This is a genomic window from Pseudomonas poae RE*1-1-14 (genome assembly GCF_000336465.1).
GTDB lineage: Bacteria > Pseudomonadota > Gammaproteobacteria > Pseudomonadales > Pseudomonadaceae > Aquipseudomonas > Aquipseudomonas poae.
Genome location: NC_020209.1, coordinates 3,519,441 through 3,540,284 on the forward strand (window position 1 = coordinate 3,519,441; position 20,844 = coordinate 3,540,284).

23 protein-coding genes and 1 tRNA gene are annotated in these 20,844 nt (G+C 58.7%); 2 read left to right on the forward strand and 22 right to left on the reverse strand.

Annotated elements, in window-relative coordinates; genetic code table 11:
• Positions 1–6 precede the first annotated feature (6 nt).
• The 19 genes from nadA to H045_RS15430 all read right to left on the reverse strand — a co-directional run bounded on the left by nadA (position 7) and on the right by H045_RS15430 (position 16,132).
• A complete protein-coding gene (gene nadA, locus H045_RS15340) occupies positions 7–1,065 on the reverse strand; it encodes a quinolinate synthase NadA (RefSeq protein ID WP_015372841.1) in 1,059 nt (352 codons plus the stop codon).
• 221 nt (positions 1,066–1,286) lie between these two features.
• Entirely contained in the window at positions 1,287–2,849 is a 1,563-nt protein-coding gene (locus H045_RS15345; RefSeq protein WP_236277666.1) for a lactate dehydrogenase, read from the reverse strand.
• Between the two features lie 149 nt (positions 2,850–2,998).
• Positions 2,999–3,074 (reverse strand) — tRNA-Lys (locus H045_RS15350).
• 111 nt (positions 3,075–3,185) lie between these two features.
• Positions 3,186–3,833: a 7-carboxy-7-deazaguanine synthase QueE gene (queE, locus tag H045_RS15355; RefSeq protein WP_003237699.1), complete on the reverse strand. Its 648-nt coding sequence runs from the start codon at positions 3,831–3,833 to the stop codon at positions 3,186–3,188.
• A 164-nt stretch (positions 3,834–3,997) separates the two neighbouring features.
• Positions 3,998–4,831, reverse strand: coding sequence for a tol-pal system protein YbgF (ybgF, locus tag H045_RS15360; RefSeq protein ID WP_003237697.1), 834 nt, complete (start codon positions 4,829–4,831; stop codon positions 3,998–4,000).
• A gap of 6 nt (positions 4,832–4,837) precedes the next feature.
• The gene (gene pal / locus H045_RS15365; protein ID WP_003209827.1) at positions 4,838–5,338 is read right to left on the reverse strand and encodes a peptidoglycan-associated lipoprotein Pal; all 501 of its coding nucleotides are present in this window, start codon (positions 5,336–5,338) and stop codon (positions 4,838–4,840) included.
• 59 nt (positions 5,339–5,397) lie between these two features.
• Positions 5,398–6,678, reverse strand: a complete 1,281-nt coding sequence (gene tolB, locus H045_RS15370) for a Tol-Pal system beta propeller repeat protein TolB (protein ID WP_032871425.1) — start codon at positions 6,676–6,678, stop codon at positions 5,398–5,400.
• Positions 6,679–6,695: 17 nt separating this feature from the next.
• Entirely contained in the window at positions 6,696–7,769 is a 1,074-nt protein-coding gene (gene tolA, locus H045_RS15375) for a cell envelope integrity protein TolA (protein ID WP_003237694.1), read from the reverse strand.
• Positions 7,769–8,221, reverse strand: coding sequence for a protein TolR (gene tolR / locus H045_RS15380; protein ID WP_162276129.1), 453 nt, complete (start codon positions 8,219–8,221; stop codon positions 7,769–7,771). The genes tolA and tolR overlap by 1 nt, the downstream gene beginning before the upstream one ends.
• 23 nt (positions 8,222–8,244) lie before the next feature.
• Positions 8,245–8,940 (reverse strand): protein TolQ, encoded by a 696-nt coding sequence (gene tolQ, locus H045_RS15385; RefSeq protein ID WP_003237690.1) that lies wholly within the window; start codon positions 8,938–8,940, stop codon positions 8,245–8,247.
• 1 nt (position 8,941) lies between these two features.
• Positions 8,942–9,397, reverse strand: a complete 456-nt coding sequence (gene ybgC, locus H045_RS15390; RefSeq protein ID WP_003237688.1) for a tol-pal system-associated acyl-CoA thioesterase — start codon at positions 9,395–9,397, stop codon at positions 8,942–8,944.
• Between the two features lie 150 nt (positions 9,398–9,547).
• On the reverse strand, positions 9,548–10,606 hold the full coding sequence (ruvB, locus tag H045_RS15395; protein ID WP_003237685.1) for a Holliday junction branch migration DNA helicase RuvB: 1,059 nt from the start codon (positions 10,604–10,606) through the stop codon (positions 9,548–9,550).
• Complete coding sequence (gene ruvA / locus H045_RS15400; protein ID WP_003175802.1) at positions 10,607–11,218, reverse strand: Holliday junction branch migration protein RuvA; 612 nt, start codon at positions 11,216–11,218, stop codon at positions 10,607–10,609.
• Between the two features lie 63 nt (positions 11,219–11,281).
• The gene (gene ruvC, locus H045_RS15405) at positions 11,282–11,806 is read right to left on the reverse strand and encodes a crossover junction endodeoxyribonuclease RuvC (RefSeq protein ID WP_015372843.1); all 525 of its coding nucleotides are present in this window, start codon (positions 11,804–11,806) and stop codon (positions 11,282–11,284) included.
• A 171-nt stretch (positions 11,807–11,977) separates the two neighbouring features.
• Positions 11,978–12,724, reverse strand: coding sequence for a YebC/PmpR family DNA-binding transcriptional regulator (locus H045_RS15410; RefSeq protein WP_015372844.1), 747 nt, complete (start codon positions 12,722–12,724; stop codon positions 11,978–11,980).
• 136 nt (positions 12,725–12,860) lie between these two features.
• The gene (gene aspS / locus H045_RS15415; RefSeq protein WP_032871421.1) at positions 12,861–14,636 is read right to left on the reverse strand and encodes an aspartate--tRNA ligase; all 1,776 of its coding nucleotides are present in this window, start codon (positions 14,634–14,636) and stop codon (positions 12,861–12,863) included.
• 107 nt (positions 14,637–14,743) lie between these two features.
• Positions 14,744–14,965 carry an FmdB family zinc ribbon protein gene (locus H045_RS15420; RefSeq protein ID WP_003237677.1) on the reverse strand — a complete coding sequence of 74 codons (222 nt, stop codon included), beginning with the start codon at positions 14,963–14,965 and terminating at the stop codon, positions 14,744–14,746.
• Between the two features lie 171 nt (positions 14,966–15,136).
• Entirely contained in the window at positions 15,137–15,478 is a 342-nt protein-coding gene (locus tag H045_RS15425; RefSeq protein WP_032871418.1) for a ribbon-helix-helix domain-containing protein, read from the reverse strand.
• 180 nt (positions 15,479–15,658) lie between these two features.
• Positions 15,659–16,132 carry a Dps family protein gene (locus tag H045_RS15430; RefSeq protein WP_003193874.1) on the reverse strand — a complete coding sequence of 158 codons (474 nt, stop codon included), beginning with the start codon at positions 16,130–16,132 and terminating at the stop codon, positions 15,659–15,661.
• 326 nt (positions 16,133–16,458) lie between these two features.
• On the opposite strand from H045_RS15430, the gene H045_RS25645 reads away from it, so the two are divergent.
• Positions 16,459–17,061 carry a cold-shock protein gene (locus tag H045_RS25645; protein ID WP_003237673.1) on the forward strand — a complete coding sequence of 201 codons (603 nt, stop codon included), beginning with the start codon at positions 16,459–16,461 and terminating at the stop codon, positions 17,059–17,061.
• Positions 17,062–17,132: 71 nt separating this feature from the next.
• Here the strand turns inward: H045_RS25645 and H045_RS15440 are convergent, their stop codons facing one another.
• Both H045_RS15440 and H045_RS15445 read right to left on the reverse strand, forming a co-directional pair.
• Positions 17,133–17,339: a SlyX family protein gene (locus H045_RS15440; protein ID WP_003237671.1), complete on the reverse strand. Its 207-nt coding sequence runs from the start codon at positions 17,337–17,339 to the stop codon at positions 17,133–17,135.
• Positions 17,340–17,342: 3 nt separating this feature from the next.
• The gene (locus H045_RS15445; RefSeq protein WP_003237669.1) at positions 17,343–17,768 is read right to left on the reverse strand and encodes an HIT domain-containing protein; all 426 of its coding nucleotides are present in this window, start codon (positions 17,766–17,768) and stop codon (positions 17,343–17,345) included.
• Between the two features lie 745 nt (positions 17,769–18,513).
• On the opposite strand from H045_RS15445, the gene H045_RS15450 reads away from it, so the two are divergent.
• On the forward strand, positions 18,514–19,794 hold the full coding sequence (locus H045_RS15450; RefSeq protein ID WP_015372845.1) for an OprD family porin: 1,281 nt from the start codon (positions 18,514–18,516) through the stop codon (positions 19,792–19,794).
• Between the two features lie 190 nt (positions 19,795–19,984).
• Here H045_RS15450 and H045_RS15455 read toward each other — a convergent pair whose 3' ends face one another.
• The gene (locus H045_RS15455; protein ID WP_003237665.1) at positions 19,985–20,827 is read right to left on the reverse strand and encodes a mechanosensitive ion channel family protein; all 843 of its coding nucleotides are present in this window, start codon (positions 20,825–20,827) and stop codon (positions 19,985–19,987) included.
• Between the last annotated feature and the right edge of the window lie 17 nt (positions 20,828–20,844).

Consider the following 20,844-nt stretch of genomic DNA (forward strand, 5'->3'; position numbering starts at 1 on the left):
CCCTCATCAGGCATTGCCTGCCAGCTTGAGACGCGCAGCCTGGGTGAAATCCAGCATGCGCTTGAGCGGGCGCACCGCATGCGGGATCACTGACGGCTCAACGAATATCTCGTTACTGCCCTCACGCAGGCATTGCAACGTGCGCTCCAGGGTGTTCATCGCCATCCATGGGCAGTGCGCGCAACTGCGACATGCGGCGCCGTTACCGGCGGTGGGCGCTTCGACAAACACCTTGTCCGGGCACAGCTGCTGCATCTTGTAGAAAATGCCGCGATCCGTCGCCACGATGAAGGTCTTGTTCGGCAGGCGCTGCGCGGCGGCGATCAGTTGGCTGGTGGAACCCACCGCATCCGCCAGTTCGATCACGGCGGTAGGCGACTCGGGGTGCACCAGGATAGCAGCGTCCGGGTACAGCGCTTTCATGTCTTCGAGCTGCTTGGACTTGAACTCTTCGTGGACGATGCAGGCACCGTCCCACAGCAGCATGTCGGCGCCGGTCTGACGCTGAATATAGGTGCCCAGATGCTTGTCCGGGCCCCAGATGATGGTCTCGCCGTTGTCCATCAGGCTCTCGACGATTTCCAGCGCACAACTGGAAGTCACCACCCAGTCAGCCCGGGCCTTGACCGCCGCCGAGGTGTTGGCATACACCACCACGGTGCGCTCGGGATGCTGGTCGCAGAACGCCGAAAACTCATCCACCGGGCAGCCAAGGTCCAGGGAGCAGGTGGCTTCCAGGGTCGGCATGAGGATGCGTTTTTCAGGGGTAAGGATCTTCGCGGTCTCGCCCATGAAGCGCACGCCGGCCACCAGTACGGTTTTGGCCGGATGGGCCGCGCCGAAGCGGGCCATTTCCAGGGAATCGGAGACACAGCCACCGGTTTCTTCGGCCAGGGCCTGAATCACTGGATCGCAGTAAAAGTGGGCAACCAGCACCGCGTCCTGAGCGTTGAGCTCGGCGGCGATGGCAACGCGCAGGCCGGCTTCTTCTTCGGCGCTGAGGGCCTTGGGCTGCTTGGCGTCGAGATGGGCTTGAACCAGTAGGCGTTCGGAAATGTGCGTCATGTTCGCAAGACCTGCAGGCGCAGTTGCGCGAAAGTCGAGTGTACCACCGGCTCTGGAGCCCTTCGGGCGCCGCCGGACGAAGTGATTGTATTCATCAAGCACGGGTGAAGCTGCGCAAGGCTACAGAATATCGAATGGATTCAAAAGCCTAATCTGGGGCTGGCGTGCGTATCTGCCGGGCAAAAAACAGGAAAACCGGTTTTCTGTTTTTAAGGACACTGTCAGCGCGACAGTGCGCAGGGATCTTCCTGCAGCAGCACAGCAGCATGCATAGTTGTCAGTGCCTCCTTGAGCGTGGACTCCTCCAGCGCCTGCCTGGACTTAGTGCTTTCCCTTGCGGCGTGCTCCAGCAACGCCACGTAGTCATGCCTGGCCGAGGCGTGCCGGGGCACAAACGTCTCATCGACCTGCTTGCCCATCACGTATTTTTGCGTCCGGGTATCCTCGCTCGCGGACTGCGAGACAGAGGCATGGGTCAGCATGCCTTCCTTATACCCCAAGTGAGTCGAACTGCTGGCCTTGTCCTCGACCTGCACATACAGGTAATTCTGCGATTCGGCCGTGGTGCCAAGCGCCGGGTTTCTTGCGCCGGTCAGATCCTTGTGGAAACTGGCGGACAGGCTCGATTGCTGATACTGGGTCACAGTGCGATCCAACGTGCTGCTGCCGCCCACGCGGGTGTTCTGCGCCACGTCGTAGGCAAAGCTGTCGACTTCGGACGGACGCATTGGATTGGAAGCCTCGCGGGTCTGCTTGATCGACGCCTTGAAGTCGGCCAGGCCGCTCAGCAGGCGCTGGTCCGCCGCACTGCGGGTCAGCGCCTCGGGTGCGGCGCCGCCCTGAGGATAGTGGCTGTTCATGGCGCTGAACGCGTCCTTGAGCATGTCCATCAACGGTGCCTTGGCATTGCCTCGCTCCTGCACTCGATCAAACTGCGCCAGGTAGCTTTCCAGCGCTTTGGCCTGTTGTTGAGCTTCGCCAAGGATGGCCGCGTTTTTCAGGTCCACCGCCAGACTCAACTCGCCGTCCGCCCCGCTCATGCGGGTGGTGCGGCTCTGATTGTCGGCGTGAAACGCAAGGGTCTGCTGCTGGGCGTCCGCTAACTCCAATTTGGCGTCAAGGTCGACGGACGCCAATATTTTGGAGTCGAAACGGGTCAGGCCGCCCAGGTCGAGCTTGGGCGGCACAGCGGTGAGCCCGTCGACCGCTGCCTGGAAGGCGCTGCTCAATTGACCGACGGCCTTGAGCTCATCGTCGCTCAAGGTGCCGCCATCCACAGTGGCCTGAACGCCCAGGCCATCGTTCTGGCTGGATAAACTGAAGGTGATGGTCTTGCCGCTGGCGGTCTTGATGTTGAGGCTGACCAGATTGTCGGCCTTGCTGTGCAACAGCGCCTGACTGAGCTTGAGCTCGCCAGCATTGTCTGCGCCTGCATAGCGTACCGACTGGGAGATATCCGTATCGACCTCGGCAAACTGTGCCATCAGACTTTCGCCCAGGCCTTTGAAGCGGTTGGCAATGGATAATGCGTTGAAGTTGGTATTGATCGCCTTGCTCAGGGTGTCATGACTGTCACTTTCCCAAGCCAGCACCGGCGCCTGGCCGGGCAGTTGCCCACGCGGAGAGTAGGTGTTGGAGAGTGTGTCGGATGCCACGTTGCCCAGGCTGACGACGGATGAAGGTCGATCGGCAACAGGGGTATCGCGTGGCTGGGCGGCAAGTGGTTGACCCGGAGGACGCAGAATCTGGACGAGGCTGGAGCTGAGGGGTGAAAGCGTAGTCATGACGATCCCTGTCGTGAGTGAGCAGCCTCCAATTTAATCAAGATGGGGAGCGATTGACAGTGGGTTTACTTTGAGTTTTCAAGCACGCAAAAAAAAACCCGGAAATCCTCACTTTCGTGGGCCTTCCGGATTTTCTAAACCGCCAAATATGGTGGGTCGTGTGGGATTCGAACCTACGACCAATTGGTTAAAAGCCAACTGCTCTACCAACTGAGCTAACGACCCGCTGTGTGGTGGCGCGTATAATACTGATTTCTAAGGATTATTCAACACCTTATTTGAAATAAATCAGAAATACCGCGTTGCATCTGCAATTGTCGCCGTTTTCAGGCCCTCTCAGCGGCCAGGCTCGTCGTTCCACAGGTACTTGTGCAACTGCAATTGCAGACGCACCGGCAGGTTGTCCGCCACCACCCAGTCTGCCAGGTCGCGGGCGTTCAGGTCGTGATGGCTGGGGGAGAACAGCACCTCGCCAGCGCGACGGTCCAGGCCATATTGGATCAGCTTGGAGTTGGCCCAGTCATAGTCTTCGCGGGAACAGATAACGAATTTGACCTGATCATTGGCCGTCAGCAAATCCAGGTTCTCGTAGAGGTTACGATGTACTTCCCTGGAGCCCGGTGTTTTGAGGTCGACCACACGGCTTACACGCGGATCAACAGCCGAGATATCCAACGCACCACTGGTTTCCAGAGACACCTCATAACCGGCATCGCACAACTGCTTGAGCAAGGGAATGGCATTGGGTTGGGCCAGGGGCTCGCCGCCCGTCACACAGACATAGCGCGGTCGATAGCTGGCAACCTGTTCGAGAATGTCGTCAAGGGTACGCACAGTGCCGCCACTGAAGGCGTAAGCGCTGTCGCAGTACTGGCAACGCAACGGGCAACCGGTGAGTCGCACAAAAACCGTGGGCAGGCCGGCGGTTCGCGTTTCACCCTGCAACGAGTAAAAAACTTCGGTAATACGTAATGTGTCTTGCATAGTCGCCACGGGCGTAACAGCTAAACAGGCTGTCCGCCTCCGTCAGGCACTTCAAGGGGTTGCGCCAATGCGCCGACCCCAAAAAGCGGGTGTCATAAAAGGGCGTGGAGTCTAACGAAAAAACCCGCGCCAGGCGCGGGTTTCTTCTAAACGGGCTGCATGGCTTACAAGCGCTGCAAGTCCCGTTGGGCCAACTGTGCCGCTGAAGTACCCGGATATTGGGCCACTACTTGCTGCAGAATGCCTTTGACCTTGTCGGTATGACCCAGGCGGCGCTCCACGTCAGCGAGTTTGTACAGCGAATCCGGCACCTTGGCGTGCTTGGGGTACAGCTGGCTGACCTTGGCAAACGCCTGGCCGGCACCTTGCAGATCACCCTTGGCCAGGTTGACCTCACCCAACCAGTATTGGGCATTGCCCGCGTACTGGCTGTTTGGGTATTTGCGCAGGAAAGCGGCAAATGCCTGGCTGGCCTTGTCAAAATCCTTGGCCTTGATCAGGTCGAAGGCTGCATCGTAATACAGTTTTTCCTTCGCCGGATCGCCCGGTTCACTGCTCGCGGCAGGGGCCTGGCTGGCGGCCGCCCCTGCTGCTGCACCACCGGCAGCGGCGCTTGGCGCGCCACCGGCAGAAGAATTATCAGGAGTAGCGGCAGGTGTTACGCCGGCTCCAATACGTCGATCAAGATCCTGGTAACGCTCCAGGCCTTCTTGCTTGAGCTGATTCACTTGATTCTGCAGAACTTCAATGGTGCCTTGTTGCTGCGCCAGTTGATCCTGCATGCGTTGCAACTGATTGAACAGTTCGCCCTGTGCCGAAGGGGCGGACGTCGCCGCCCCCCCGGCATAGGCGCCGTTCGTGCCATAACCCGCTGGCGGATAGCTGCTCCCGCTATTGTTATAGCCTGAGTTGCTGTCCGTTACAGGAACCGCAGCCCACACCGCAAGCGGTGCGAGGCTGAGAGCCAATACAGTTAGAGCACGACGGCACGTTCGCATGACGAATTACTTACGCAGTTCGACGCGACGGTTTTGAGCCCAGGACTGCTCGTCGTGGCCAGTAGCAACTGGACGCTCTTTACCGTAGGAAACCAGTTCCAGTTGGCCTGGAGCAACACCTTGCAGTACCAGGTAGCGCTGAACGGCTTTCGCACGACGCTCGCCCAGTGCCATGTTGTACTCACGAGTACCACGTTCGTCGGTGTTACCTTCCAGAACAACGCGAGCGCCGTTAGCTTTCAGGTCCTTGGCGTGAACGTCCAGAGCGCGCATGGCTTCTGGTTTCAGGTCCGAACTGTCGTATTCGAAGTAGAAAGTGGTGATAGCGCGCAGAGCAGCTTCTTCGCTCAGGGAGCCGTCAACTGCACCTGTGTTAGCGCCGTAACCAGCGTTTGGATCAACAGCTGCGCCTTCACCGGCGTTGTCGCCGCCTTTGGACGAGCAACCAACGGCTACGGACAGAGCCAGAGCCAGAGCAGCAAACTTACCAAACTTCAGCATTTCCATCGTGAAACTCCTAATGAACCCCAGTGTGTTAAGCAAATCTCTTTTTTTGTAGCGCCGCGTCAGTTCAGGTAAGGGGACCAGGATGGTTCTCTGACTTCGCCTTGTGCGGTAGGAAGCGGGAGCCTTACGCGTCCATTAATGGACACGAGCATCAAGACTCCCCGGCCCTGCTGGCGGGTGGCGTAGATTACCATGGTGCCGTTGGGCGCAACAGTGGCTGACTCATCAAGGTTGGTATCTGTAAGGATTTTTACGGTTCCGCGCTGCAAATCCTGGGCCGCAACCCGGAAATTAGTGAAACCATCCTGACGGTGAATCATTACCAACGTCTTTTCATCGGCCGAAAGCTTCGGATTGGCATTGTAGTTGCCAATGAAGGTTACGCGTTCCGCACCACCACCACCCACGCTTGTTTTATAGATCTGTGGCTTGCCGCCCCGATCGGAGGTGAAGTAGATGGTCGAACCATCCTTGCCCCAGAACGGTTCAGTGTTGATGCCAGGACCGCTGGTCACGCGACTGATCTGGCGCGACGCCATGTTCATCACGTAGATATCCGGGTTGCCGTCCTTGGACAGCACGAATGCCAGGCGAGAACCATCCGGCGACCAGGCCGGTGCACCATTGAGGCCTTCGAAGTTGGTGATCTGCTCACGACGTCCTGTATCAATGTGCTGGACGAAGATGCGCGGGCGCTTCTGTTCGAACGACACATAGGCAATACGCTTGCCATCCGGCGCAAAACGCGGCGACAGGATCGGCTCACGCGATTGCAGCAGGGTCACGGCACGTGCACCGTCGTAATCCGAGCGCTGCAGCGTGTAACGGGTGTTGTCGACCGAAAAACGCTCCGCCGTGACATACAACAGGCGCGTGGAGAACGCCCCTTTGATGCCGGTGAGCTTTTCAAACGACTGGTCCGAGATGTAGTGGGCCATGTCACGCAGTTGCTCGGCGGTCCCCGACACGCTGCCGGTCAAGACCTGCTGCTCGGTGGCCACGTTGAACAACGTGTATTGGATCTGCAGGCGACCGCCGGCCGGCGTGATGCTGCCGACCATCAGGTACTGCGCGCCCACGGCCTTCCAGTCACGGAAGCTGACTTCGCTGGCCTGGGTCGGCTGGCTGATCATGTTGCCTTTTGGAATCGGTGCGTAGTAACCGGAGTTGCGCAGGTCGTCGCTGACGATCTGTGCCATGTCATCCGGCAGCACGCTGCCGCCCTGCCAGCCAAACGGTACTACTGCGATCGGGGTGGCCCGATCACTGCCGCTGGTTACCAGGATGTTCTTTTCATCCGCCGCCGCTATCCCTGCCATACAGCAAATAACGACAAGCATTCCTCGAAGAAGGTTTCTCACAAGGCTAGATCCTCAGGTGTGAATGTCATCTTGAATGAACGATAGGGAGCGAAGTCGCTTGGTTTCATTCCCTGCATCTCGGTCAACCGGCCAATGTTCTTGACCGCGGCAACCGCCGAACTGTCGAACGAACCGTCACCACTGGACTTGGCCACGCTGACCGAAGTCACCGTACCGTCCGGCAACATGCCGATCTGCAGCACTACTGTCATGCCTTTACGTGCCGAAGGTGGACGTGTCCAGCCTTCTGCTGCCCGTGCCCGAATCAGGTCATCGAAACTGCCCGCTACTTCATCACCACGCTCATCGGCCAAGGCTTGCTGACGCTGCGGCGTGTCGGAGAGCAAATCTGCCAGGGCCTGAGCCTTTTTCTCTTCGGCGGATTTACGCGCTGCTTCCTGGGCCTTTTTCTTGGTGGCATCGGCGGCAGCTTTCTTCTTCGCGTCGTCGGCGACTTTCTTCTTCGCCTCGTCTGCTTCAGCTTTTTTCTTGGCGTCTTCGGCGGCTTTCTTCTTCGCGTCTTCGACTATCTTCTTCTTGGCTTCTTCAGCGGCCTTTTTCTTGGCCTCTTCTTCAGCAGCTTTTTTCGCTTCTTCTTCAGATTTCTTCTTGGCTATATCAGCCAATTGTTTCTCTTCGGCTTTTTTAGCTTCGGCAGCCTTGTCGGCCTTTTTGGCTTCATCAGCCTTTTTGGCCTCGTCGGCTTTCTTCGCTTCGTCAGCCTTTTTCGATTCCTCGGCCTTTTGAGCCGCCTCTTCTTTCTTTTGTTCCGCAGCCGCCTTCACCGCTTCCTGCTCGACCTTCTTCTGTTCCATCTGCTCGACTTCGGTCTGGCGCGCGGCAGACTTCTGGGCCTCACCCGCAATCTTCTGATTGGTCTGGGTGGTGGCCTGACTTTTCGATTTCAGTTGATACAGGGTCGCCTGCACGATCGGCTTGGCCGGCGGCAGGTCCGGGGTCATGGCAAAGCTGACGAACAGCATGCCGAACACCAGAACGTGCAGGGCTATTGCCCACACGCCAGGCCAGAAGAAGCTTTCCGAGGCGGACGGCTCTCGCTGTTGCTGCATCAGGGCGCCTCGGTGATCAGGCCAACGTTACCGACGCCGGCCTTCTGCAGCCCGCCCATGGCGCCCATGACGGAGCCGTAGTCGACCGATTTGTCGCCGCGAATGAAGACCTGGGTGTGCTTGCCGCCTTCGTTGCCGGAGCGAATGATCTTGGTCACCGCATCAGTCATCGCCGGCAGGGTCAGGGCCTTGTCTTGCTGTTTCTGAGTGTCGACTTCGCTGCCAAGGTTCCAGTAATAGGTCTTGTCGGACTTGATCGAAATGGTCAGCACCTGCGTGTTGTTGTCCTGCGGCAAGGCTTCACTGGAAACCTTGGGCAGATCAACCTTCACGCCCTGGTTGAGCATCGGCGCAGTCACCATGAAAATTACCAGCAGCACCAGCATCACGTCGATGTAGGGCACTACGTTCATCTCGGCGACCGGCTTGCGCTTTTTGCGCGCTCGAGCGATTAAAGCCATTGGGAATTACCTGCTTATTCTTCGCTGGTGTGCACTTTACGGTGCAGGATCGCCTGGAATTCATCGGCGAAGGTGTAGTAACGGCCGATCAGCGTTTCGCTGGTGGCAGCAAAACGGTTGTAGGCAATCACTGCCGGGATCGCCGCGAACAGGCCAATCGCGGTGGCGATCAGGGCTTCGGCGATACCCGGGGCCACGGTGGCCAGGGTCGCTTGCTGGGCCTGGGCCAGACCGCGGAACGAGTTCATGATGCCCCACACGGTGCCGAACAGACCGATGTACGGGCTGACGGAACCCACGGTGGCCAAAAACGGCAAGCTTTGTTCAAGCTTCTCTTCTTCACGGGAAATGGCGACACGCATGGCACGCGCCACGCCTTCCATCACGGCTTCCGGGTCCACGCCAGGCTGCTGACGCAGACGGGAGAATTCCTTGAAACCGGCACGGAAGATCTGCTCCACGCCCGAATCCGGGTCCGGATTGCTGCCGGCCTGGCGGTACAGCTTGGACAGGTCGATACCCGACCAGAAGCGCTCCTCGAAGCTCTCCAGGGCACGTCGACCGGCACGCAGCATGTTGCTGCGCTGGAAAATCATGACCCAAGAGGTAACCGATGCGGCTACCAGGGTCAGCATGACCAGTTGAACCACAACACTGGCATTGCTGACCAGGCTCCACATGGAGGAATGGTCGACGACGGTAGGTTCCACGCTAAATCTCCTGCTCTGATTGTTTACCCGCGCCGCTCACGGCGGCAAAGGCCGCACGTAGAGTTTCGGGAATGGCCCGAGGTTTCAAACTGTTGGTGCGCACACACGCCACCAGAAACTGCCCCTCACAGAGCAGCGTTGCATCCGTTGCCCGCCTGACCTGCTGCTTGAAACGCAGGCTGGCACGGTTCAATTCGATTACTTGCGCACTGACCAGCAACTCATCGTCCAATCGCGCAGGTGAGTGGTAACGCGCCTCGCTGGAATGCACGACGAATAACAGGTCCTCCCCTGCCAGCTGGGATTGGGCAAAGCCCAGCTCCCTTAGCCGCTCGGTTCGAGCCCGCTCCATGAACTTGAGGTAATTGACGTAATACACGATGCCGCCGGCATCGGTGTCCTCGTAATAAACGCGACAGCGATGTACGAACGACTGATCCCCGTTTTGCGCGCGCATACTCTAGTGCTTACTCCTCAGGTTGCCAATCCGGCCCGCCACTGTTTTTTCATTCCTGTTCTTCATCCTGAAGAATATTTACAACGACTGAATGACGACGCCAGACACTGGGACAGCACAAACATCAGATAAATCGTGCGGCGCAAGCTTTTAATCGTCCACTGCATCGAGGAATTCGTCTACCACGGGCATCTCGCCCAATCGTGACGGAATATTTAGCCCGAAGTGCAGATAAGCATGACGCGTCACCACCCTACCCCTCGGCGTGCGCATGATGTAGCCCTGCTGGATAAGGTACGGCTCCAACACATCCTCGATGGTATGACGCTCCTCGCTGATGGCCGCGGCAAGGCTGTCCACCCCTACCGGGCCACCGTCGAACTTCTCGATCATGGTCAGCAGCAGGCGCCGATCCTGGTGATCGAAGCCGTGCTCGTCCACATCCAGCAGGTTCAGCGCCAGGTCCGCCACGGCCTTGGTGATATGCCCCTTGGCGCGCACCTCGGCAAAGTCGCGCACGCGGCGTAGCAGACGGTTGGCGATACGCGGCGTGCCGCGAGCCCGGCGGGCGATTTCAAACGCACCCTCAGGGTCCAGCGGCAGGCCGAGAATGCCTGCCGAGCGCATCACAATCGTCGCAAGGTCGGCCGTGCTGTAGAACTCCAGACGCTGAACGATACCGAAACGGTCGCGCAGCGGGTTGGTCAGCATGCCGGCACGGGTGGTCGCACCCACCAGGGTAAAGGGCGGCAGGTCGAGCTTGATCGAACGGGCAGCCGGGCCCTCGCCGATCATGATGTCGAGCTGGAAGTCCTCCATGGCCGGGTACAGCACTTCCTCGACAATCGGCGACAACCGGTGAATCTCGTCGATAAACAGCACGTCATGGGGTTCGAGGTTGGTCAGCAGCGCTGCCAGATCGCCGGGACGCTCCAGCACCGGGCCGGAGGTGGACTTGATCGACACGCCCATTTCATTGGCGATGATCATGGCCAGAGTGGTTTTACCCAGCCCCGGCGGACCGAAGATCAAGGTGTGGTCCAGGGACTCGCTGCGCCCGCGCGCGGCCTGGATGAATAGTTCCATCTGCTCGCGCACGGTGGGCTGGCCGATGTAGTCGGCCAGACTCAGCGGGCGGATGGCGCGATCCTGAACTTCTTCACGGTCGCGCGGGCCAGTGGCCGCAATCAGACGATCAGCTTCAATCACTTAAATCATTCCCTTCAGGGCTCGGCGGATCATGTCTTCGCTGCTCAGGTTCTTGTCCTTGATGGCCGATACCGCCTTGCTGGCCTCCTGCGGCTTGTAGCCCAGGGAAATCAGCGCACTGACTGCATCGCTTTCGGCGCTGGCGACCTGGCCTGCCGGCATGTCCGGCTGGTTCGGCACCAGCGCGAACATGCTCGGCACGACTTCCCAGGCCTTGAAGCGGTCCTTGAGTTCCACCAGCAGGCGCTCAGCGGTCTTCTTGCCCACCCCCGGCACCTTGGTCAGCGCCGAGGTGTCCTGGGCCGATACTGCACGTACCAGCTCATCCACTTCCAGGCTGGACATCAACGCCAGCGCCAGTTTCGGCCCTACGCCATTCAAACGAATCAGTTCACGAAAAAAGTCGCGGTCGCGCTTGCCGATGAAACCATAGAGCAATTGCGCGTCTTCGCGCACCACCAGATGAGTGTGCAGCGTAATCGGCTCGCCGACCGACGGTAGGCGGTACAAGGTGGTCATGGGCACTTCAAGCTCATACCCAAGCCCGTTTACATCCAGAATCAGGTGCGGCGGCTGTTTCTCAGCCAGGGTGCCGCGCAAGCGTCCAATCACGGTTCGGATCCTTAAAAAGCATAGGGTCAGATAGGCGCCTGACCGGAAATAACGCTGATGCTATCAGAGACGCAGGCGCCCGCCACGACTGCGTGCCGTGCCAAGCCCGTGGGGCAATAGACTGGATCGGGTGTGCGCATGGCAAATGGCAATGGCCAGGGCGTCGGAGGCGTCGATCTGCGGCTTGGCCGTGAGTTTGAGCATGTGCATCACCATCATCTGCACCTGCTCTTTATTCGCCCCACCCGTGCCGACCACGGCCTGCTTGACCTGGGTCGCGGTGTATTCGGCGATCTCCATACCCTCCTCGGCCCCCGCCACGATGGCGGCGCCACGAGCCTGACCAAGCTTGAGCGCGGAGTCGGCATTCTTGGCCATGAACACTTTCTCGATGCCCATGGTGACCGGGCCGTAGGTCTGGATGACTTCACGTACGCCGCGATAGACGATCTGCAGCCGCTCGGCGAGCTCGCCGGCACCGGTGCGGATGCAGCCCGAGGCGACATACACACAGCCGCGTGGAGTCTGCTGCACCACACCAAAACCGGTGATGCGCGAACCGGGGTCGATACCAAGGATTAAAGTCATAGCGCCTGCGGGTTGGATTTACAACGGTATGTGCCAGGCACACATTTGTGTAACAGCATAGAACCCTTGTGGGAGCTGGCTTGCCTGCGATGCGGACACCTCGGTGCTTCTGTCAAATCGAGGTGATGCTATCGCAGGCAAGCCAGCTACCACAGTGGATGTTCATCGTTCTCAAGTGAGCTGTTCGGCGACCGACTCAGGGATGTCGGCATTCGAATACACATTCTGCACATCATCCAGGTCTTCGAGCATGTCGAGCATCTTCAGCACCTTTTGCGCACCGTCCAGGTCCAGCTCGGCGCTTGTGGTCGGCAGCATCACGATTTCTGCGTCGGTGCCCTTGAAGCCGGCCGCCTCCAGCGCAGTGCGCACGGCATAGAAGCTGGCGAAGGAGGTGAAGACATCGATGGAACCGTCTTCGTTGGTCACCACGTCGTCGGCATCGGCCTCCATTGCAGCTTCGATCAGTGCATCTTCATCCACACCCGGCGCAAAGGATATCTGGCCCTTGCGCTCGAACAGGTAGGCCACCGAACCGTCGGTACCCAGATTGCCCCCGCACTTGCTGAACGCATGGCGCACGGCAGCGGCGGTACGGTTGCGGTTATCGGTCATGCACTCGACCATCACCGCCACGCCGCCCGGTCCGTAGCCTTCGTAGGTCAGTTCGACCATGTCGTCGGTATCGGCAGCTCCGGCGCCACGGGCCACGGCGCGGTCGATGATGTCGCGGCTCATGTTGGCGCCCAGCGCCTTGTCCAGCGCCAGGCGCAGGCGCGGGTTGGAGCCCGGATCGCCGCCGCCTTGGCGAGCAGCGACGGTCAGCTCACGGATCCACTTGGTGAAAATCTTGCCTTTCTTGGCATCCTGACGCTCTTTGCGGTGCTTGATGTTCGCCCACTTGGAATGGCCAGCCATAACACAACTCCAAAAATTCTCTAGAAACCTTATCAATCACGCTTCTGGCGCAATACAACCCTTGTAACGCAAAGGCGCATCCGAAGATGCGCCTTTTTTGACTGCGTAAACTTCAGTGCGCTTGCACGCAGCAACCTTACTCAGCCTTCGGCGTCTCGCGCAGACGAATGTGCAATTCGCGCAGTGCCTTGGCATCCACCACACCCGGCGCCTGGGTCATGACGTCGGCAGCGCTCTGGGTTTTCGGGAAGGCGATCACTTCACGAATCGACTGGGCGCCGGTCATCAGCATCACCAGGCGGTCCAGACCGAAGGCCAGGCCACCGTGGGGCGGCGCGCCGTACTTGAGGGCGTCGAGCAGGAAGCCGAACTTCTCTTCCTGTTCCGCTTCGTTGATGCCCAGCAGACGGAACACCGCTTGCTGCATCTCCTTGCGGTGGATACGGATCGAACCGCCCCCCAACTCGGTGCCGTTCAATACCATGTCGTAGGCACGGGACAAGGCGCCTGCCGGGTTGGCTTCCAGCTCGGCGGGCGAGCACTTGGGCGCGGTGAACGGGTGATGCAAGGCGCTGAAGCTGCCGTCGTCGTTCTCTTCGAACATCGGGAAGTCAACGACCCACATCGGGGCCCATTCGCAGGTCAGCAGGTTCAGGTCGTGACCGAGCTTGATACGCAATGCGCCCAAGGCTTCGCTGACGATCTTGGCCTTGTCGGCACCGAAGAACACGATGTCGCCATCGACGGCACCGACGCGGTCCAGAATCGCGTTGAGGTTGTCCATCGGAATGTTTTTCACGATAGGCGATTGCAGACCATCAACACCGTTGGCGCGCTCGTTGACCTTGATGTACGCCAGGCCCTTGGCACCGTAGATGCCGACGAACTTGGTGTAGTCGTCGATCTGCTTGCGCGGCATGCTTGCGCCGCCAGGCACACGCAGCGCGGCGATGCGGCATTTAGGGTCATTGGCCGGGCCGCTGAACACCTTGAAGTCGACTTCCTTGAGCTGATCGGCCACGTCCACCAGTTCCAGCGGGTTGCGCAGGTCCGGCTTGTCGGAACCGTAGCGGCGCATGGCTTCTTCGAAGGTCATGTGCGGGAACTCGCCGAATTCCAGGTCCAGCACTTCCTTGAACAGGTTGCGGATCATCTGCTCGGTCAGGCCCATGATCTCTTTCTCATCGAGGAAGCTGGTCTCGATGTCGATCTGGGTGAACTCGGGCTGGCGGTCGGCGCGCAGGTCTTCGTCACGGAAGCATTTGGCGATCTGGTAGTAACGGTCGAAGCCGGCCACCATCAGCAGTTGCTTGAACAGCTGCGGCGACTGCGGCAGGGCAAAGAACGAACCGGCGTGGGTACGGCTGGGCACCAGGTAGTCACGCGCGCCTTCCGGGGTGGCCCGGGTGAGGATCGGCGTTTCGACGTCGAGGAAGCCGTTTTCGTCGAGGAAGCGACGGATGCTGGTGGTCATGCGCGAACGCAGACGCAGCTTCTCGGCCATTTCCGGGCGACGCAGGTCAAGGAAGCGGTAGCGCAGGCGAGTTTCTTCGCCCACGTCGGAGTATTCATTGAGCGGGAACGGCGGGGTTTCCGACTCGTTCAGCACTTCGAGTTCATAGCCCAGCACTTCGATGCCGCCGGACGCCATGTTCTTGTTCACGGCACCGGCCGGACGCAGGCGTACCTTGCCGGTGATCTTCACGACGTATTCGCTGCGCACGCGATCGGCGGCGGCGAAGCTCTCGGCGCGATCCGGGTCGAACACCACCTGGGCCAGACCATCACGATCACGGATATCGAGGAAGATCACCCCGCCGTGGTCGCGGCGACGGTGAACCCATCCGCAAAGGGTGATTTCCTGACCTTCCAGGGTCTCGTTCAATTGGCCGCAATAGTGGCTGCGCATCATGGTCGTGGTTTCACTTCTCGTAATTCGAAATTCGGTGGAGGCCTGCCTCGTCACCGCACATTAAAGCAGGGGACGGATAATGCAGGAGCCTGCGCGTAGAGTTCAACTCAGTCTGCCTTGTCGCCGCCCGCCAGGTTCTTCTTGGCGCCGGTCTTGAAATCGGTCTCGTACCAACCGTTTCCGCTGAGGCGGAAGCCTGGCATGGACATCATTTTTTTCAATTCAGGTGCCTGGCAGGCTGGGCAATCGACCAACGGCGCGGCGCTGATCTTTTGAATGGCTTCCAACTGATGACCACAGGAAGCGCATTGATAGTCGTACATGGGCATTGGGATGTCTCGGCGGTCAAAACCTAATGCGCCACGCCCTGCCCTTGTGCATAAAGCCCGGCATGCGCAGCAAAGCGCGGGATTATATCTGGTAAATCGAGGCAGCGCAGCCGGCATTCTCCCCATGCGCCGACCCGCCTGAATGGCGGGCCGGTGCAAGGCACGCACGAACTATCCTGAGCAGGAGGGGGTGACGCAGCCGTTCAATACATGCACCACGCACACCACCCTCACCAGACCGCTGAAGTTCTTCACGCCGCCGTAGCGCAAATGCACTTCCCGATCGACATAGGACAACAGCGCGCTGACCGAGCAGGTATTGATCCTGGCAATTTCCGTGAGGATATTCCAATAGATCTGTTCGAGCCGCAGGCAGGTGGAAAACCCGTTGAGCCTCACTGACCGCGACAATGGCTTGGCCAGCCCCATATCGAACCCTTTTGCAAACGGGTCGACCTTTATCTTGTGAAAACCAGGGGTTTCCATCACTCCATTACCGAATCCACGTGACATACACCTGACACTCCATTGCCAAACAGCAGTCCATGGGACTTCCCATTGGACAGTGGCTCTATAAAACAGCAGGGCGCGGGAGGCAGCCAGAAGACGGGACGTAGATGGGCGTAGGACAACGCCAGGAAGTGCGTGGAAACACGCAGGTGGCGCCAGCACGGCGCCACCGGTGTACGACGTTTACTGATTTTCGAGCAGGGAACGCAGCATCCACGCGGTTTTCTCGTGCACCTGCATGCGCTGGGTCAACAGGTCTGCCGTCGGCTCATCGCTGACTTTGTCGAGCAACGGGAAAATGCCACGAGCGGTACGCGTGACGGCTTCCTGGCCTGCGACCAACTGCTTGATCATCTCCTCGGCGCTGGGCACACCCTCTTCTTCCTTGATCGAGGACAGGCGAGCGTAGATCGAGTAGGCTCCCGGCGCCGGGAAACCCAGGGCGCGGATACGCTCGGCAATGGAATCCACCGCCAGCGCCAGCTCGTTGTACTGCTCTTCAAACATCAAGTGCAGCGTGCGAAACATGGGGCCGGTGACGTTCCAATGGAAATTGTGGGTCTTCAGATACAGTACGTAGGTATCGGACAGCAGCCGTGAAAGACCGTCGACGATGGATTTACGATCTTCTTCACTGATACCAATATCGATTGCCATGTGTTTCCCCTTCAATTGACGAGTATTCGTTGATCAAATGAACGGCCACTCTAGCAAGAAATGCCTGAGCGCCGCTCGAAAAGCCTGCATCCGTCTAGCACAAGCGTTTGATGCAGAAATGCCGTGCTACCCGCAAGCCCCCGACAGGCTTGATTTGAGTAGGCACAGCCTTTGCTGTTAAATAGGCGCCGTGTGGCTGCCGTTCATCTGTGCGGCACGTCACATAGGCTGATCCCCGCGCACGTGCTCAACGCCTCCCATTGTTCAGAAGCGAACCGTGCCAGTCAGCTCTTCCTCGTGATCCGTCTTAAAGTGAGTTAATCAAAATGTTGAAAATCGTCCACCTGCTAACGGGCGTTGCAGCGTTGCTGCTGTCCTTTATCCCGAGCCTGCAGCCTGAAAGCCTGCCCTACCTGCAACAGCATGATGCTCTGTACCTGGCCTTGTTCGGCCTGCTCAACCTGACGCTCGCACCGGTAGTGCCTTACTGGAACAAAGGCACGCGTCATCAACTGCAAAACCTGGTCAGCGCACTGCTGGTGCTGGCTGTTGTCGTGCAAACCCTCACCCTCCTGGCCCCCATGCCTGAAGTCGGCGGCCACCCGGCCATCCTGCTCAGCCTGGTCATCGCTGTGGTCGCCATCGTTCTTCACCTGGCCATCAGCTTCTACCGTTCGTCCCCAGCGGCCGCGTCGCAAAATTACGACATGACCAACCGGGATACCGGGACCGTCAAGTGGTTCAATACCTCCAAGGGCTTCGGCTTTATTTCCCGCGATTCGGGCGATGATATTTTCGTCCACTTCCGGGCCATCCGTGGCGAAGGCCATCGCGTTCTGGTCGAAGGCCAGCGTGTGGAATTCTCGGTAATGAACCGCGACAAAGGCCTGCAAGCCGAAGATGTGATCGCCGCGCTGCCGCGTCGCTGATTCACAAGCCTTCGCAGCAAAAAAACCGCGATCCGGCATTGGCCGGGTCGCGGTTTTTTATTGCATGCCCATTAATAGTGAGGCGGCGGTGCCTCTTCTTCGGATGATTCGAACTGGCCGCCCATTTCTTCCTGGCGCTTGAGCAGGGCAGCTATCTGCAGTTGCAGGCGCTCGACGGCGCGTTGCTGGCTGACCAGGATGTCGTTGAGGGTCTCGATGGTGTCGTCCTGGAAGGCCAGGCGGCTTTCCAGGTCGGTGACGCGGTCTTGCAGGTCCATGATTCAGTCCTGGGTGAAGATGAAGTCGGCAGGCAGCAGGTCGCGAAGCCGCGCACGAATGGCCGTCACTTGCTCAGGTGTGTAAGGGAGCGCCGGATGCTTGCCCCAAACCGGCGCGGGCCAGGCGGCGTCATCACGCTTGCGCACGATGACGTGCACATGCAGCTGGCTGACGACATTACCCAATGCGCCAATATTCATCTTGTCGGCGCCAAGGCCCTCATTCAGCAATTGCGCCAGGGCTGTGGTTTCCTGCCACAGCACCTGCTGGTCAGCGACATCCAGCTGAAACACTTCACTGATACCGTCGATACGCGGCACCAGAATGAACCAGGGGTAGTTCGAGTCATTGGACAGCAGTAGCCGGCACAGCGGGAAATCCCCGAGGGTCAGCGTGTCTTGTTGCAGGCGTTGATCCAGTGCGAACACCGCAGGCACTCCATTGAACAGGTCAGGTTTTGCGCGCCAGCATACCTTCGATTGCGCAAGGCTTCACGGCGAATGCGGGAAGGCGGCGGCGCAGGACGGTAAAAAACACGCACCCTTTCGAGGCAAGCCCGGATGCGAGCTACGCTGGAACGGGCCTCCACAGGACGCACCAAAATGGTCCGCCTGTGCTTCAAAGAGATCCACCGAGTACCCACTCGTTGGGGTGAACCGGTAACGTTTTGCCACGATTCGGGTTTCGTGTAACGCACAACGCGGGCGAGCGATGCGCACTTGGCCCAAGCCAAACCGCCCAAGAAGCCCGTCTTTATGCAGCGTTTACAGGCTTTTCACCTTTTTCACGAAAAAATGACATTCGATCACCGGTTTGTGCACGCTTGTTGCAAGCTCCTGCCTATCGTCGGCAACGACACCCTTGGATGCGGGTGTTTCGCGATAAGAACAGCAGCGATTCAATGCGCATCAGGGAAGGGTTCAAACTTTGAACCGGTTTGAAGGAAGACAGTATTGAAGTTGTCAGTCCAGTTACAGTTGGACTGTGAATTTGCGACAGGGAGCTAGCGATTTACGACAGCCTCGTAAAGAAGCTGAAAGGAAAGTTGGGTAAGTATCGTCAATAGAGTCTGCGTGATATAACTTTGCGCCGACACAAAAAAGAAAGAGCCGCCCAGATAAAAATACAGGTGGGACGGCAGTACTCTTCCTAAAACCAAAGGAGCAAATCACGATGCGCGTGATGAAGTGGAGCATGATGGCCCTCGCTGTTTCAGCAGGCACCTCGCAGTTCGCAATGGCGTCCGCCCAGGACGATTCCAAGGGCTTTGTTGAAGACAGCACGTTCAGCATCAATACTCGCGCCCTGTACTTCAGCCGCGATTTCCGTAACAACCCGTCGGGTCCAGGCTCCAAGAGCCGTGCAGAAGAATCCGGCCTTGGCTTCAACGCCCTGTACGAATCGGGCTTCACCCAAGGCACCATAGGCGTCGGTGTTGATGTGATCGGTCTGATGGGCCTCAAACTCGACAGCGGCAAGGGCCGTGCCGGCACCGGCCTGTTCCCGACCGGCTCCGATGGTCGCTCACAGGACGAGTATTCCAAAGGCGGCGGCGCGGTCAAGTTCCGCATCTCCAACACTGTGCTAAAGATTGGTGACCAGTACACCACAGCGCCTGTGTTCGCCTCCGACGACAGCCGCCTGTTGCCAGAGCTGCCACAAGGTATCTCGATCACCAGCAACGAAATCAAGGGCCTGAAACTCGAGGGTGGTCACTTCACCTCCAGCGTGGCGCAGAACCAGACCTTCCATGACAGCCTGGGCCTGACCAAGACAGACTTCGTGGGCGGCGTCTACTCCTTCACGCCAGAGTTCACCGGTAGCCTGTACTACGCGAAGACCGAAGACTACTTCCGTAAGTACTACAACAACCTGAACTGGACCCACGCGCTAGGTGACAATCAGTCCTTCGCCCTGGACTTCAACCTCTACGACACCAAGAGCGAAGGCGCCGGCCTGCAGCGCGCCGAGAAAGATGGCACCACCAAGCTCGACAACCGCGCGTTCAGCTTGCAGGGTGCCTACACCATTGGCGCTCACACCTTTACGCTGGCAGCCCAGAAGGTCACCGGCGACGGCGACTACGGCTACGGTGTAGACGGTGGCGGCTCCGTATTCCTGGCCAACTCCGTGGCGCGTTCCGACTTCAACGCCGAAGGCGAGAAGTCCTACCAGGCTCGTTACGATATCAACATGGCAACCTTCGGCGTTCCTGGTCTGAGTTTCATGACCCGTTACGTAACCGGCAGCGGCGCCAACACCGCCACCACCTCGAACGGTAAAGAGTGGGAACGCGATATCGAAGCCAAGTATGTGGTCCAGAGCGGTCCGGCCAAAAACCTGAGCCTGCGCCTGCGTCAAGCGACGTATCGTTCGGGTGATGGCGTTTACTACGGTTCGCCCTCGATCGACGAACTGCGCCTGATCGCAAACTACCCGTTGAACATCTTGTAATTCGCCGTTTGATTACAACGATGATTTGAGGCTTCTGCCTTAAACAAAAAAGCCGCTCCCTTTTATTGAAGGGAGCGGCTTTTTTATTGCACTATTATTTCAGATGAATATAACTAGCAAGCTAAGCAACTAAGGTCGGCTGTCGCATTTAACCTGACCTAACGGCCAAGTTAAACGCAACACTTCCCTATTACTTCGCCGGCGCTTCCTGCATCACACGAATAACCCGCTGTGGAAACGGAATATCAATCCCCGCCCCTTTCAAACGGTCGCGCGCCAGTTCATTGAGCATGAACACCACATCCCAATAATCCGGCGTGTTGGTCCAGCAGCGCAGCGAAACAGTGATCGAGCTGTCACCCAAGGTCGAAACCACCGCCGCCGGCGCAGGATCAGCCAGCACACGCGGATCCTTTGCCAGCTCCAGCAGCACTTCACGGGCTTTCTGCAGGTCGGCCTCATAGTCCACGCCCACGTCGAACACCACCTTGCGGGTCGGTTGGCGGTTGGTGTTGGTAATGATGCCGTTGGACAAGATGCCATTGGGCACGATCACGGTCTTGTTGTCACCGGTGCGCAACACGGTGTGGAAGATCTGGATGCTGTCCACCGTGCCGGAGGTGCCCTGGGCTTCGATCCAGTCGCCGATGCGAAACGGACGGAACAGCAGAATCAGCACACCACCGGCAAAGTTGGCCAGGCTGCCTTGCAAGGCCAGGCCGATGGCCAGGGTTGCGGCACCGATGGCAGCAACGAACGAGGTGGTCGCCACGCCGATCATCGAGGCCACGCTGACCACCAGCATCACTTTCAGCGCGATGTTCGCCAGGCTGGTGATGAAGTGCTGCAGCGCCAGGTCCGCTTTACGCAGGGCCAGCAAGCGCCCGACGCGATTGGTAAAGACATTGATCAGCCACCAGCCAATGGCCAGGGTAATCACGGCCAGCAACACGCGGCTGCCGTATTCCATGATCATCGGGATCCAGGACTGCGAGGTCTTGATCAAGTGATCCATTTCAGCGTTCAAATCCATCTATCTTCTCCTTTGCA

What these genes read in the sequence shown, in the direction of transcription:
- H045_RS15440 (WP_003237671.1), bottom strand. Translation starts at nt 17,339, where the DNA reads ATGGACCTGCAAGACCGCGTCACCGACCTGGAAAGCCGCCTGGCCTTC.
- H045_RS15420 (WP_003237677.1), bottom strand. Translation starts at nt 14,965, where the DNA reads ATGCCCATGTACGACTATCAATGCGCTTCCTGTGGTCATCAGTTGGAA.
- nadA (WP_015372841.1), bottom strand. Translation starts at nt 1,065, where the DNA reads ATGACGCACATTTCCGAACGCCTACTGGTTCAAGCCCATCTCGACGCC.
- H045_RS15455 (WP_003237665.1), bottom strand. Translation starts at nt 20,827, where the DNA reads ATGGATTTGAACGCTGAAATGGATCACTTGATCAAGACCTCGCAGTCC.
- pal (WP_003209827.1), bottom strand. Translation starts at nt 5,338, where the DNA reads ATGGAAATGCTGAAGTTTGGTAAGTTTGCTGCTCTGGCTCTGGCTCTG.
- ybgC (WP_003237688.1), bottom strand. Translation starts at nt 9,397, where the DNA reads ATGCGCGCGCAAAACGGGGATCAGTCGTTCGTACATCGCTGTCGCGTT.
- ruvC (WP_015372843.1), bottom strand. Translation starts at nt 11,806, where the DNA reads ATGACTTTAATCCTTGGTATCGACCCCGGTTCGCGCATCACCGGTTTT.
- tolB (WP_032871425.1), bottom strand. Translation starts at nt 6,678, where the DNA reads ATGCTTGTCGTTATTTGCTGTATGGCAGGGATAGCGGCGGCGGATGAA.
- tolA (WP_003237694.1), bottom strand. Translation starts at nt 7,769, where the DNA reads ATGCAGCAACAGCGAGAGCCGTCCGCCTCGGAAAGCTTCTTCTGGCCT.
- H045_RS15430 (WP_003193874.1), bottom strand. Translation starts at nt 16,132, where the DNA reads ATGGCAATCGATATTGGTATCAGTGAAGAAGATCGTAAATCCATCGTC.
- aspS (WP_032871421.1), bottom strand. Translation starts at nt 14,636, where the DNA reads ATGATGCGCAGCCACTATTGCGGCCAATTGAACGAGACCCTGGAAGGT.
- H045_RS15410 (WP_015372844.1), bottom strand. Translation starts at nt 12,724, where the DNA reads ATGGCTGGCCATTCCAAGTGGGCGAACATCAAGCACCGCAAAGAGCGT.
- H045_RS15450 (WP_015372845.1), top strand. Translation starts at nt 18,514, where the DNA reads ATGCGCGTGATGAAGTGGAGCATGATGGCCCTCGCTGTTTCAGCAGGC.
- ybgF (WP_003237697.1), bottom strand. Translation starts at nt 4,831, where the DNA reads ATGCGAACGTGCCGTCGTGCTCTAACTGTATTGGCTCTCAGCCTCGCA.
- H045_RS25645 (WP_003237673.1), top strand. Translation starts at nt 16,459, where the DNA reads ATGTTGAAAATCGTCCACCTGCTAACGGGCGTTGCAGCGTTGCTGCTG.
- H045_RS15425 (WP_032871418.1), bottom strand. Translation starts at nt 15,478, where the DNA reads ATGTCACGTGGATTCGGTAATGGAGTGATGGAAACCCCTGGTTTTCAC.
- H045_RS15345 (WP_236277666.1), bottom strand. Translation starts at nt 2,849, where the DNA reads ATGACTACGCTTTCACCCCTCAGCTCCAGCCTCGTCCAGATTCTGCGT.
- queE (WP_003237699.1), bottom strand. Translation starts at nt 3,833, where the DNA reads ATGCAAGACACATTACGTATTACCGAAGTTTTTTACTCGTTGCAGGGT.